Here is a 14,643-nt window from a genome sequence, read left to right on the forward strand (position 1 = left end):
CTATATTTACAACAAATAATAACTGGAATCAAAGTAATTTGTAGATACAATATCATTTAATATATCTATAAAATCCTTGCCTATCTTATTCAATTTTATATTCTTATGTGAAATCCAACCTACTGTAAATATTTCATTGCTTTTCAATGGTATTGATTTGATTTTGCTTCCATTTAAATCAGAAACCACAACTCCAGTACCAACAGTATAACTATCTGTACCAATTATCAAATTTGAAAGAGTAGCCCTATCATTAACATAAATTATTTTGTTCATTTCAGAAAGATCTATCATCTCCTCTGAAAAATGCATTGAATTATTTTCTCCCTGATCAAATTTAACATATGTAAAAGGTGCTATATCTTTTATATCCACAAACTCTCTATCTGCAAGAGGATGTTTAGTACTAATAAAAATATATGGATTTGTATTAAATAATGGTGTAAATTTAAGATCATTGTCTTGAAATATCTTATTTAAAACTTTTGAATTATTTTCACTTATATACAGGATACCTATATCACTGCGAAGCAATTTTACATCTTCAATAATTTCATAAGTCTTTGTTTCTCTCAAATTCAAATCATATCTTTCGGCTTTAAAATTTTTCATTAATTTTACAAAGGCATCTACTACAAATGTATAATGCTGCGTTGAAATAGAAAAATGTACAGTTTTTATCCTCGATGATTCCTTATAATGATCTTCTAATAATTCAGCTTGTTTTATAATTTGCCTGGCATATCCCAGAAATTCAATTCCATCTGCTGAAATACTAATTCCTCTGTTATTTCTATCAAATATAATAATTCCAAGCTCCTCTTCAAGCTCTTTTATAGCATTTGAAAGACTCGGTTGAGATATAAAAAGTTTTTTTGCTGCCTCGTTCATAGAACCACAGTTTGAAACTTCAACAGCATATTTTAATTGCTGAAGAGTCAATATATCACCCCATTCTTCAGTATTATTTCTTGATTGCATTGTTATATGAAAATCTTTCAATCTATCAAATTCTGGACCAGTTTTTGCATCACGCGTAGTTACTTGGATAAATGCAATTGACTCCTCTAATTTTTGTGTTTCCCATTCGTTTAATTTTATAGATAGTAGAAGCATGGTAAACACTCTTTTCATATATTATGATAAATATATTCTAATACCTAAACCTAACTTTAGGTCAATATTTTTGATATTTGCAAACATAAAAATCCCGTAAGCTTTTTAAATAATACCAGTATCATATAAATTATTTAATTTGCAATTTTGTACTTAGTATTAGTTACTTTAAATATTTTTTTCATTCCAGGTGTTAAGTATATCTTTTTATCAGATGTTATGCATAATGCGTCTATTCTCTTAAAAGACTTGATAAGATTTAATCCCTTATTGACTCCAAGAACAAATAAGCTATTTGACAATGCATCACCATCAATCGAATAATCAGATACAATTGTTGTTGCTATTACTCCATTATTAGCCGGACAACCTGTTAGTGGATCAAAAATTTGCCCGTAATTTTTTCTATCTTTTACAAAGAATCTCTCGTAATCACCTGCTGAAACTACTGATTTATCTGTATTTGTTATAATGCCTATAAATTCACCATTATCACCAAGAGGATCTTGTACTCCAGTATTCCATGGTTTTCCATTAGGTTGATCACCAACGTCATATACATTGCCTCCAAGATCAATAATTGCAGATTTTATATTATATTTTTCACATATTTTTTTTAATTCATCTGCACAATATCCTTTTGCTATTCCTCCAAAATCCATTCCTTGACCTTCTCGTCTTAATTTAATAGTTGAATTCTTTTCATCAATAATAATGTCATTATAATTTATTAAACTTCTAGTTTTTTTAATTTCACTTTCTGTCGGAACTTTTTGATGGTTTGTCCCTACGCCCCATAAATCAGTAATAGGTTCCACTGTTGGATCAAAAGCACCATTAGAAAGTTTAGCATGTTCGTATGCTTTTTTTGATACATACATCACATCGCTGTTTACTTTTACTGAATTTTCACCAGAACTTTTATTGATCTGTGATATTTCACTATTAGGTAAAAATATAGACATTTCATTTTCAATATTTGAAATTTTCTTCATTGATTCATTGATAGCCTCATTAGCATTTTTACCATAATATTTCAAACTTATTATAGTATCTAGTGCAACTGTTTCTTTCGTAACTGGTTCCTCATTTATTTTAGTAGAACAAGATGTATTAAAACCAATACAAAATACAATTATAAAAAAACAGCATATAATCTTTTTGAAATTCATGATTTTACCTCTTCAACTAGTTATTTTTATAGCGATTCACTATCTTATACTGATTAACATTAATTATATGATACATCGTATTATTCAATTTTCAAAGAACATTGTTTATATTTTTACTCTTAGAAATTCTCCCATGTACTAATATCAGTCACCCAAACATAATTTGGACTTTCAACTTTAAAATGTTGATTAGTTGCTACTATATAATTATTTTTTTAACACAGAAGTATTTTGGTTGCTAGTACTAATATTTAATTTATTAAAATACGCAGTGTAAATAGCTTTTGCAACTTCAGCAGAGCCTGCTCCCTGACCACCATCAAATACTACAACACATACAGCTATTTGTGGTTTATCAAGAGGTGCATATCCAACATATTCGGCATAGTCAGCTCTACCAATTTGTTCCATTTGGTCCTGACTTCCCAAGCTTGCAGTACCAGTTTTTCCTGCTGTAGGTATATGGAAATTAGCAAATGTCTGGGATGCAGTACCTTTTTCATTAACAGCTTCCATACCAGCCTTGACAGCAGCTATATTAGAAGCCTTGACTCCAGTATTTTCTATAACACTAGGCTTTACATTCTCTATAACTTTTCCGTTTGAATCCAATATTTTATTTACAAGATGTACTTTGTATCTTGTACCTCCATTTGCAATAGTTGCAATATAATTTGCCATCTGCAGTGGTGTAAACTGGTTAATTCCCTGTCCGATAGATGCATTCTCTATATTTGCGGGAACATTCAACTGAGCATTAGCATCAGATACTGTTATATAATAAATTGCCTGAATTATTGAATTTAATTTGCTGTCGCTGATTTCTTTTCCATTATATGCAGGATCTTCACTTATAAGTTCTGAAAGCAGCTCTTTATATTTTGCCTTGACAAAAGCTTTATCACCACTTTTTATAGAGTCCTGTATTAAATTTTTGATATTTGTCTTTATACTCTTAACTTTACTTGAATCACTATCATTATCATATAAGTTTATCTGAGTAAATTTATGTCCATAATCATCCTGTCCGTTTTTTAGTGAAGACATAGTTTTCCAAAGATACGTGCTTGCAAATGTATTTTTGTTTGTTACAGTATTGTACACCTGACCGAATTTTTCTGGAATTTCTATACCGGTAGATGCTTTAACATTTCCACTTGTAGATACTCCAAGTCCAAATTTCCATGCATATTTAGCTAAAGTATCATCTCCAAAATACTCTCTAATTCTCTTGCCAACCGTCATAAAATAAGGGTTACTGGATTTTTGTATAGCTGTAGTTAAATCAACATAACCATTTGCACCATCCAACTTAAATGGTACAATATGTCCTCCACCTTGATCAAAAAAGCCTTCGTCATCAACACCAAAATCAGGGGTTATTGCTCCACTTTCAAGTCCTGCAATAGCTGTCATTGGTTTAAATGTTGATCCTGGTGGTATAAGTGATTGTGTTGCATAATTATAAAATGGTTTTGGATATATATCGTAAGCATCCTGTCTTATAGTTGTATTATTTTTTATACTTTTATCTATAGGGAAGAGTTTATTGAGTGCATCCTCTTCAGTTCCGCCTAATCTGCTTGCAATTCCCCTCTGTTCAATATATTGTTTCCCGAATTTTTCTAAATCAGGACTGAAATATTGATTATATAAATCTGTTGATAGTCTCCCTGGTACTGCAAAAAGATTAGGGTCATATCCCGGTCTGCTGGCTAGTGCAATTACGCCTCCTGTATTGACATCAATTACAACTGCTGCTGCCCTGGTTGCATTGGTTGTATCTGACCTTTGCTGTCCATACGGATTTGATCTAAGTTCTTGCATCCTGGTATCAAGTGCTGTCTCAGCTGCTTTCTGTACATCCTTATCTATAGTAAGCTGTACTGTCTGGCCCGGATAAGGATCTTTTTTGCCAAGCTCCTCAGTTATCTTTCCATTTTTATCAAGCTTTACTATTCTTCCACCCTTTGATCCTTTAAGTCTATCTTCAAGCGCAGCTTCAATACCAGCCTGACCTATATAGTCACTATTTGAATCATATCCTTTTTCAGTGTATTTATCATAGTCAGTACTTATTTTTGATATATATCCAATTACTGCTGATGCTAAATCATTGTTAGGATAATATCTTATTGGCTGTGTATTTACATCTACTCCCGGCAGGTCACTAAGCATCTGAGAAAATTTCAACGCAGTTTCTTTATTCATATTGCTGGCTATAGTCACAGGATTGTAACCTGAAAAACTGTGCATCTTTATAGTATCTTTAATAATCATAAATCTTCTCTGTTCTTCAATTGTATATGCACTGCTTATTTTGTACTGCTTAAGAAGCTTATTAAAGGTATCCTGCGGTGATATCTTCATTAATTCATCATTAACCTGTTTCGTTAAGTCGTCATCTGAAATATTTTTATTACTTGCTTTTATCTTTTTTTCTATATCTGTATTAAATCCTCTGTCTCTTTTAAAATTTATCTCAAGAGTCCTTCTTGTATTTGCATCATCGCTTCTAAATTCAAATTTAAAAGGATTTATTTTAAGTTCAAAATCATCCTGCTGGGTCTCACCATTAGCATCAAGTATCTTGAACACTTTGTCCATAGTTTTGAAAAAGTATTTATCACTCTCATCTGTCTGATTGTAAACCAGAGTATAACTCTGTTTGCTTGTGGCAAGAACTGCTCCATTTTTGTCCAATATATTTCCTCTCGGCGCCGGATCTGATATTTCCTTAATAGATTTATTGTTTGCTTGCTCCTTGTAGTCATCACCTTTTACAATCTGCAACAAAAAAAGCTGTACTCCAATACAACCAAAAATAATAGCCATGATTACAATAAGAGCAGTATATCTAGACATTCTTTTTTTCCCTTTTTTTAATCTCACAAAATCATCATTCCTCTAAAACTTACATAATGTATTATTTATATGTAAACATTAGTATATTTGTATAGAATATACTAATATAAATAATATTATATCATATTTATTCTATAAAAAGTTAAAGAATTCCATATGTCAATATTTATCATTAAAGTTCTAAATATTATTAATATTTTTAATATAAATAGCCATTTCTAAAATCGGAATATTAAGAAAATTTTAAATTATTCTAAACTTTTCATTATCTTTTGAAGTCTTTCATCTTCATCATCATCTATAGACAACCCAGCACTTTTATGGCTTGTTTGTATTTCATTAAATGTATATGCCCAATCTTGACTATAATCACTATCAGATTTATATACGATTTTACCATTACGGACACAAATTCTTGAAACAAAAGCATGAATCATCATACAACCATAATCATCCTCTGTAATTTTTCCATCTTTAAGCAATTTCCTATCTTCTTTGATCAATTGTGAAAAGGTACTATCATGTACGTTAAATTCTTCATTGTTATCATCAGTATCTTTATCAGTAATTGCTTTATTAATATAATCATAATTATTATTTAAGTTATTTTTAATATTCTTATACGAATATATTAAATTTCTTCCATAAATTGAATTATTTATACTTAGCAATATAAAGAACCTCCTAAAAATTTGTTTTTTACTTTTTTCATTATTAATACATCTCCTTTATAAGTATAATCGTATTATATATAGTAAAATTTACATTAATTTTCATGTCTAGCTGTCTACATACATATTAGCTAAGGTTACATTACCTTGTTTTTTACTCTTTTTAAGAATTCTTGCTTTATCTAAAGAAACTTTTACTTCTTCAATACCAAAATGAAAGCACGCCCTCAAGCCCTTAAATAATCAATTATTATTCATTAAGATATTTTCATACCATTTATAGACAACAAAAGCTGTCTCAAAAAATTTTAAAAATTATTTCGAGACAGCTTTAATATTAATTAGCAATCTTTTTTATATTAAACATATCACCTAATACCGCCCAATTTTGAGGGAAAGGCTGAGCTAGTACCCAATAGCTTACTCCCCTGAGTTTATCTTCGCTAACTAATTTATACTTTTCAAAAACGCTTCTGGCATCCTCAAACCACACCACATGCTCTCTTCTTTCCTCATCTATATAATTATAATAAGGCGATTTTGATTTCTCATCAAACTTTATTTGTGCCCCATATCTTCTAGCTCTTTCTATAGCTTCTTGGTTTCCTATGCTTTCTGCAAATTCTCCTCCTGGTGTGTATGGAAGTGTCCAGTCATACCCATAGAGAGGCATTCCCATCATTATTTTACTAGGTGGTATTACACTTTTTGCATAATTTATTACCTTTCTCACTTCATTGATTGGAGCGACAGCCATAGGTGGGCCACCTGACCAACCCCATTCATACGTCATTATTATAACGAAATCCATTATTTCTCCATGAGATTTATAATCATGTGCTCCATGCCACGCTCCTTTTTTAACATCATACGTTTTTGGAGCTAATGCCGTTGCAGCAATAAATCCCATAGGATGTAACTTTGCTACTAATTTTCTCAAAAAATTATTGTACTTTTCTCTGTCCTCCGGAGGAATTCTTTCAAAATCTATTACAACTCCATAGTATCCTTTACTCTTTAATGTATTAGCTATATTATCAATCAAATTATTTTGAAGAGATTCATCATTTAGTATATTGTGTATTAGATCTGTGTCAAAATTTTTGCCAGATATATTAGTTACAGATAAGAGTGGTGCAATTCTAAAATATTTTGAGGTACTCCTTATTACACTATCATTTAAAGGAGTAATTCCACCTTCTTTCGTGACATGATGGCTAAAAGGCGTTATATAAGTCAAATATCTTCCTGTTTCCATAACCAAACTTCTATCTCTCTCTGGATTTGCAGGTTGTATAAATGCATTAGTCTCAATAGAACCATATTTTCTGGATTCTTGTGGAATTACAAGAGTTTGCCCTATTACAAGGCTTTTATTTGGATCTAATTTATTTACTCTTATTATACTTTGAAGATCCATTCTAAATTTTTGTGCTATTGACCATATGGAATCACCTTTTTTTACTACATATATATTCACAATAACAAAGCCTCTCATTTACATACTACTATTAGCCATTATATTCAATCAGATTCATTTTGATACCATATATAAACATATTATAATGTTTGAATACATTTGTACATAAATTTTACATTTTTTATTTAGTGAAATTTTAAGATCTATGTATTATAATAAACACATAGACACGGAGCAGAAAATATATATATTTCGTCTAATATATGGAAAGGAGAGTACAGTGGACAAAAAAGAATTGGAAAGATTGATGAACTCTTATGGGAATGATGTACTCAGGACCGCTTTTATATATCTTAAGGACAAACATCTTGCAGAAGATGTATTTCAGGAAGTATTTATAAAGGTATATAAAAAGTTTAATAAATTCAATAAAAAAAGCAGCGAAAAAACCTGGATATTAGCTATTACAATAAATTCATGTAGAGATATACTTAGAAGTTCATGGATTAAAAGAGTATTAAGATTTCAAGATCCTGAATATGGGCTATTAAACATAAAAGAAAATTCAATTAATATAGATGATAAAGTAATTAAAAATATAGAATATGAAGATTTAATAAAAAAAGTTATGGATTTGCCTAAAAAATATAAGGAAGTTATACTCTTATATTATTATCAGGAATTATCTACTTCTGAAATAAGTGAAACCTTAAAAATACCAGAAGGCACCGTAAGAAGTAGACTTTACAGAGCTAGAGAATTATTAAAATATAATATAGGTGGTACTATCGAATATGAAGGATGATTTAAGAACTTTTAAAGACACAGTAAATTCAAATCTTAGTGATATTCATGTCACTGATGAATTAAAAAATAAAACTTTTAGAGAATGTAAAAGTAATAAAAAAGTAAAGCCTGCTTATGTCACAGCCGCAATTACAGTATTCATGATATTTACTACAGCAAGCTATAATCATTTTTTCCCAAATAAAACAAATAGAATGTACGGCTTAAACATGATAACTACAGAAGAAAAATTACATAATATAGAAAATATGATAAAGGATTCAATTATAAGTCCTATCCAAAATAATAATAACTTAAATAATGAATCCAATAAAAACAATTATGCTTATAATAAAAACAAATCATCGAAATCAAATGAAAATAATAAAGACTCAAAAAATACGACTGTCAACATTCAAAATACAGCGAATGAACAAATTGATAAAACAATTTCTAAAGATAAGTCCACTTCTGCTGAAGAACCTACAGAAGAATCTGCAACTGTAAATAAAGAAATTCCTAAAGATAGCTCTGATGAAAAAAGTTATTCTGCAGTAAATAAAATTTCATCTGAAAATGAATCAAATTCAAATTCATCTAAACCAGATGTAAGCCTTGCAGAAGATTACCTAGGTGAAAAACTAAATATGCCATCTTATTTGCCTGATGACTTAAAACTCAATAATATAAATATAAGCAAATCAGATGATAAATCCGTAAATATAAATTATGACTCAAAAGGTTCTCACTTAAACATAAATCAAGGAAAAAATTCTACTAAAGATAACGAAGGCGAAAAAATTGATATAAATGGTGTCGAAGCACGTTCATGCTGGGTTGAAAGTAAAAGTGAACTTAGAATAACATGGAACAAGGACAATACCAAATATACTATTCAGGGAAATGTTCCTAAATCCACGTTAATTGATGTAGCAAAATCAATGAAATAATAAAAATTTCAACTTATAATATTTAGGAAGTGATATCTTGAATTTAGATAAATTATTAAATGATATTCCCAAAACAGACCTACACTGTCATCTTGACGGAAGCATACGTCCTGGAACAATGATAGACATTGCAAAAAAAGATAACATTAATATTCCATGCTATGATTTAAAAAATTTTGAAAGCTATGTAAAAGTGCCAGAAAAATGTCCATCTTTAAAAACATATTTAAATAAATTTGATATACCAATAAAAATTATGCAAAGTTATGACAATATATACAGGGTAACTCTGGAGCTTATAGAAGATGCTGCAAAGTTAAACATATGCTATATAGAAATCAGATTTGCACCTTTTAATCATACTACTAAACTAACAGCAAATGAAGTTATAAAAGCAGCTTTAGAAGCTGTAAAATACGGTAGGGAAAAATATGGTGTTATATCAAACTTAATTTTGTGTGCAATGAGACATGAACCAAGTGAACGAAGTAAAGAACTTGTAAATGTAGCAAAAGATTTTGTAGGTATGGGTGTATCAGCTATAGATCTAGCTGGTAATGAAGCTGATTTCCCACCTGAAATTCATAAAGAAGCTTTTGAAATGGCAAAACATTATGGACTTCATAGAACAGTTCATGCAGGAGAAACTGGAAAGCCAGAAAATATAATAAAATCTATAAAGCTTTTAAATGCTGAAAGAATAGGACATGGAGTATTTGCTTTTAAAGATAGTTCTGTGGTTGAATATCTAAAAGAAAACAAAATACCTCTGGAAGTATGCATAACAAGCAATGTAAATACTTCTGCTGTTGATTCTTATAAAGATCACCCTGTAAAATCTTATCTTGACCATGGCATTATTATAACAATAAATACAGATAATACTACAGTATCAAATACCAATATAATTGATGAATTTAATCACCTTATAAAATATCAAAATTTTAATATTAATGATATAAAAAGTGTAATAAAAAATAGTATAACTTATTCTTTTGCAGATAAAGAAGATAAAGATATTCTTAATTTAAAATTTTCATCATTTATAAATAACATTGAGGATTATAATTAATTTATAATCCTCAATATCTATCTTTAACATTTCCTATTTCATACTTGAAAAATCAAGTTTATCGTACTTTTCTAAAAACCTAACTAATTTTGAAACTATAATTGAAATTCCACCTTCTGTATCAGATTCTATATTTAGTGGCATTACAGGTTCATGAAGAGATAATCTCATTAAGAACCATCCATCACCATTGTCTTTATTTAAGTTTACCCTAACACCCTCATAGTTCTTAGGTTCAATAGTCCATCCTTCTATGCCTTTCACATATTCTTTTAAATCTTCTAGAACGTCTAGACCATAATCCTTAAATTGTTCACAATTAATTTTTATTCTGTATTCTGTACTTTCATAAGGTATTTCAAGATCAGAAATTAAGTCCTGAAGTTTTTTATCACTTTCATTTTTTAATTTTGCCATCTTTATAAGTATTTTGGAAACCAGATATGCTCCATCATCTAAAAAGTAATTTTCCTTTAATGCTGCATGACCAGATGTCTCAATAGCAAAATAACATTCCTTATTTTCTTCATTGAATCTTATAGCTTCATTTATAACATTTCTATAGCCTCTCTTAAATCTATGATGGATTCCACCGTGTTTTTCTATGAATTTTTTAAGTCCATTACTTGTAACTGAATCAGTAACTATTATTGAACCTGGGTGTTCTTCAAGTACAATAGCTGATGTCAGTGCAATAAGCACATTTCTATTTATCTCTTCTCCAGTGTTATCAACTACAGCAGCCCTGTCTACATCTGTATCAAATATAATACCAAGATCAGCTTTATTCTTTAAAACAGCTTCCTTTATGGCATCCATAGCCTCTTTTTTTTCAGGATTTGGTATATGATTTGGAAACATTCCATCTGGTTCAGTAAACTGACTTCCCGAAGTATCTGCTCCAAGTTTATTTAAAACCTTTTCTACGTAGAATCCTCCAACTCCATTTCCTGCATCAACTACTATTTTAAACCCTTTTAAAGGTTGATTTTTATTATTAGGATCATTAATACCATCGGTTATTTTATGTACTAAAAAACTGCTGTACTCTTCCATGAGATTTTTCTTAATTTTACTGCCTAAATCATTGCATTGTGGAAATTCTGCCTTATCTGCAATTTCAAGTAGTTCAGTTATATCTTCTCCTTCAAAGCCACCTTTATTTGTAAAGAACTTTAGTCCATTATAGTAATATGGAAGATGACTGGCTGTTATTTCTATAGCACCATCTACTTTATAGTCTTCAAAAACTGTACTCATAAACATTGCAGGAGTAGAACACATACCACATTCTATTACACTGCATCCAAGCTTTTGAATTTCATTTACCAAAACTTCTTTTATTTTTTCACTGGTTATTCTGGAATCCATGCCTATAGATATTTTTAATTTTTTCAAATTTTTATTTTTTTTTCTTGATAAGAGCACCGCAAATGATTTAGCTATACTTGAAACCATGTTGTTTGTAATATTTAAAGCTCTGTTATCGTTTTCTACAACTACCCCTCTAATATCTGTACCATTCTTTATATTTTTCCATTTGTTATCCATTATAATACCTCCTGATACTGCATTTACTTTTAGTCTTTCAAATATTAATTGTACTATATTATTCTTTAATTTTGTGAAAAATTTTCTAAATAATAAATTTTTTTTAAGCAAAAACGCCTTTGCTGTTATTAACAGTAAAAGGCGTTTTTATATTTAAAATTATAAACTATTTATTTAATTTTTCAATTTACTTTTTACTAGCATTTCTCTTTTTTATAGCTTCCTCTAAAGTATGCCATGCAAGTACTGCACATTTTACTCTAGCAGGCATCGTTGATATATTTTTAAGTGCTATAGCATCTTCAAGTTTCTCAAGCTCTTTTTCATCTGTAATATCTTTTTTTATCATTCCTATAAAAGTATTTACATAATCCATAGCTTCATCTATAGTCTTACCTTTAATTAAATCTATCATCATAGATGTAGAAGCCTGAGATATTGCACATCCGCTTCCTTCATAAGCAACATCATCTATGACATCACCCTTGAATTTTAAAGAAATAGTTATATCATCTCCACAACTTGGATTATGACCTCTTTCTTTTAAATCCGCATCTTTAATTTCTCTTTTATTTGTAGTATCCTGGTTGTGCTCTGTAATTATTTCTGAATATATGAGACTAAGATCGTCCATATCCTAACCACTTCCTTACATTTTTTAAGCTTTCTACAAACTTATCTATTTCTTCATAAGTATTATAAAAATAGAAACTAGCTCTTGAAGAAGCCTGAATTCCTAAATATTTCATAAGCGGTTGGGCGCAGTGATGACCTGACCTTACTGCTACACCATAATTATTCAATATAGTTGCTACATCATGGGGATGAACATCCTTTATATTAAATGAAACTATTCCTCCCCTGTCTTTTACATCCTTAGGGCCATATACTGAGACATAATCTATTTCAGAAACTTTTTTAAGGGCATATTCTGTAAGCTCTGTTTCATATGCTTCAATATTGTCAAGTCCTATGGAATTAATATATTCTATAGCTGCTGCAAGAGATACTGCACCCTCTACATTTTGAGTTCCAGCTTCAAATTTAAAAGGAAGCTCTGCAAAAGTTGCATCCTGTTCCGTAACATACTCTATCATGTCTCCACCTCTTAAAAATGGCGGCATCTCAAGTAAGAACTTTTCCTTTGCATAAAGCACTCCTATGCCCATCGATGAAAGCATCTTGTGACCTGAAAATACGAAGAAATCCGCATCAAGATCCTTAACATCAACTTTCATATGAGGTGCACTCTGTGCTCCATCTATTACAACTACTGCTCCTTTTTCATGGGCATACTTTGCAATCTCTTTTACTGGATATTTTGTTCCAAGTACATTTGACATTTGAGCAATAGCTACAATTTTAGTTTTATCTGTAATTTTGCTTTTATATTCTTCTTCTGTAATTCTTCCATCTTTATTAGGATACATGTACTTAAGCACTGCACCCTTTGACTTAACTACCATCTGCCATGGAAGTATGTTACTGTGGTGCTCCGAAACAGGTATTACTATTTCGTCACCCTTGTTTATAAAATTAAGTCCGTAACTATAAGCTATTAAGTTAAGCGATTCTGTAGCATTTCTTGTGAATATTATTTCAGAGGCTTTTTCTGCTCCTATAAACTTTCTTACAGTCTCACGCGCATTTTCATAAGCTTCAGTAGATGTAACACCTAAATAATGGGCTCCTCTGTGTGGATTTCCATTTAAATTTTCATTATAGTGTTCTACTGCTTTTATTACAGCTAATGGTTTTTGCGTGGTCGCACCATTATCAAGATATACAAGATCTTTGTCATTTACCTTCAATTTTAGTATAGGAAAATCTTTTCTTATTTTTTCTACATCTATTTTACTTACTTTTGCTTCTAAAGTGCTCATTTTACAAGCCTCCTCCTAAGTTCCTCAGATAGGAATTTTTTTAAATCCTCAGCGGGAATTTTATCAAAAATAGGTCTGAATCTAGCCTCTATTACAAGCTTTTTTGCCTCATCTTCATTAAAACCTCTACTCATTAAATAAAAAAGCTGATCTTCGTCTATCTTTCCAACACTTGCTGCATGTTCTCCATCCACATCTTCTTCATGACAAAGGAGCATAGGAAGTGTATCAGTTTTTACAGTAGGATCTAAAAGAAGTACTTCTTCTGCCTGTGCCCCTTTTGATTTAGAAGATCCTTTTTTAAAATCTATGTTTCCTTTAAATACTTTCCTTGCATTATCTTTTAGGACACCTTCTATAACCATATTGCTCAAGCTGCTTTTTCCAAAATGATTTGTTGTATAATAAAGATCCTGTCTTCTGTCTCCATCTACTAAATATGCAGAATAAATATCTGCACTGCTGTGATCTCCATTTAGATCTGAATTATAATTTGTAACATTTATATTACTTCCAATTTCTACAGTAATCCAGTTTACTTTTCCATCTCCACTGACAGATGCCATATTTGAATCAAAATGAGTTGACTTGTCATTCATTCTTTGAATTTTTATAACATTAACTTCAGATCCTTCTTTTGCAAATACCTTAACAAGTCCATCATGAAAAGCATTTATGTTTCCATCTTCTGTATAATAATCCACAAGCAAAGTGACTTTGCTGTTTGGCTCAGCTATAATTATATTTTCATCTATTACAGTTGGATTTTTTGCATTCAAATTAAAGTTAAGTCTAACATATGAATTTGTAAGTTTATTTTCTGGTACCTTTATGAATACCCCTGAATTAAATCCATTTTCTGCAAGTCTCACAAAATCCTTTGATACAGAAGTTGCTCCCTTAAAACTTGAATAATCACAAAGGCATCCATGCTTTGCTGCCTCCTTAGTAGGAACAACAGTAATTCCTTCAAAGTCTTCAGCTTTAAACTCTATATAATCCTCTTTATAAGGCTCTATTTCTGGAAGTTTATAGCCCTCAATATGGAAATTATTCAATCCAAGATGTTTCCATGTAGGAACATAGGCTTCATTCAATTTGATATCTTTTTTATCTTTAAAATTAGAAATTATATCTTTACTATCTATCATACTTTA

Annotated in this window: 12 protein-coding genes; 3 read left to right on the plus strand and 9 right to left on the minus strand. The window is 30.2% G+C overall.

Annotated features, from left to right (window positions below; translation table 11 throughout):
- Positions 1–6: 6 nt before the first annotated feature.
- The 5 genes from J2Z42_RS11275 to J2Z42_RS11295 form a co-directional block, all read right to left on the minus strand.
- Positions 7–942: a LysR family transcriptional regulator gene (locus J2Z42_RS11275; protein WP_209702900.1), complete on the minus strand. Its 936-nt coding sequence runs from the start codon at positions 940–942 to the stop codon at positions 7–9.
- A gap of 308 nt (positions 943–1,250) precedes the next feature.
- Positions 1,251–2,288: an FAD:protein FMN transferase gene (locus J2Z42_RS11280; RefSeq protein ID WP_209702877.1), complete on the minus strand. Its 1,038-nt coding sequence runs from the start codon at positions 2,286–2,288 to the stop codon at positions 1,251–1,253.
- A 207-nt stretch (positions 2,289–2,495) separates the two neighbouring features.
- Entirely contained in the window at positions 2,496–5,153 is a 2,658-nt protein-coding gene (locus tag J2Z42_RS11285) for a penicillin-binding transpeptidase domain-containing protein (RefSeq protein WP_209702878.1), read from the minus strand.
- Positions 5,154–5,401: 248 nt separating this feature from the next.
- On the minus strand, positions 5,402–5,824 hold the full coding sequence (locus J2Z42_RS11290) for a hypothetical protein (protein ID WP_209702879.1): 423 nt from the start codon (positions 5,822–5,824) through the stop codon (positions 5,402–5,404).
- A 337-nt stretch (positions 5,825–6,161) separates the two neighbouring features.
- Positions 6,162–7,304 (minus strand): glycosyl hydrolase family 18 protein, encoded by a 1,143-nt coding sequence (locus J2Z42_RS11295; RefSeq protein WP_209702880.1) that lies wholly within the window; start codon positions 7,302–7,304, stop codon positions 6,162–6,164.
- A 220-nt stretch (positions 7,305–7,524) separates the two neighbouring features.
- Between J2Z42_RS11295 and J2Z42_RS11300 the strand changes: the two genes are divergently transcribed.
- Genes J2Z42_RS11300 through add form a run of 3 tightly spaced genes read left to right on the plus strand, consistent with a single transcriptional unit; the run spans position 7,525 to position 10,052 of the window.
- Entirely contained in the window at positions 7,525–8,049 is a 525-nt protein-coding gene (locus tag J2Z42_RS11300) for a sigma-70 family RNA polymerase sigma factor (RefSeq protein ID WP_342590025.1), read from the plus strand.
- Entirely contained in the window at positions 8,039–8,980 is a 942-nt protein-coding gene (locus J2Z42_RS11305) for a DUF4367 domain-containing protein (RefSeq protein ID WP_209702882.1), read from the plus strand. The genes J2Z42_RS11300 and J2Z42_RS11305 overlap by 11 nt, the downstream gene beginning before the upstream one ends.
- Positions 8,981–9,017: 37 nt before the next feature.
- Positions 9,018–10,052 (plus strand): adenosine deaminase, encoded by a 1,035-nt coding sequence (gene add / locus J2Z42_RS11310; RefSeq protein ID WP_209702883.1) that lies wholly within the window; start codon positions 9,018–9,020, stop codon positions 10,050–10,052.
- 33 nt (positions 10,053–10,085) lie between these two features.
- Here the strand turns inward: add and J2Z42_RS11315 are convergent, their stop codons facing one another.
- The 4 genes from J2Z42_RS11315 to sufD all read right to left on the minus strand — a co-directional run bounded on the left by J2Z42_RS11315 (position 10,086) and on the right by sufD (position 14,637).
- Complete coding sequence (locus tag J2Z42_RS11315; protein WP_209702884.1) at positions 10,086–11,603, minus strand: phosphohexomutase domain-containing protein; 1,518 nt, start codon at positions 11,601–11,603, stop codon at positions 10,086–10,088.
- A 187-nt stretch (positions 11,604–11,790) separates the two neighbouring features.
- Positions 11,791–12,237 (minus strand): Fe-S cluster assembly sulfur transfer protein SufU, encoded by a 447-nt coding sequence (sufU, locus tag J2Z42_RS11320; protein ID WP_209702885.1) that lies wholly within the window; start codon positions 12,235–12,237, stop codon positions 11,791–11,793.
- Complete coding sequence (locus J2Z42_RS11325) at positions 12,224–13,486, minus strand: cysteine desulfurase (protein WP_245331597.1); 1,263 nt, start codon at positions 13,484–13,486, stop codon at positions 12,224–12,226. Before J2Z42_RS11325 ends, sufU begins: the two co-directional genes overlap by 14 nt.
- A complete protein-coding gene (sufD, locus tag J2Z42_RS11330; RefSeq protein ID WP_209702886.1) occupies positions 13,483–14,637 on the minus strand; it encodes a Fe-S cluster assembly protein SufD in 1,155 nt (384 codons plus the stop codon). Before sufD ends, J2Z42_RS11325 begins: the two co-directional genes overlap by 4 nt.
- Positions 14,638–14,643: the final 6 nt, after the last annotated feature.

The organism is Clostridium algifaecis (assembly GCF_017874415.1).
In the GTDB taxonomy this organism is placed as follows: Bacteria; Bacillota; Clostridia; order Clostridiales; family Clostridiaceae; genus Clostridium_B; species Clostridium_B algifaecis.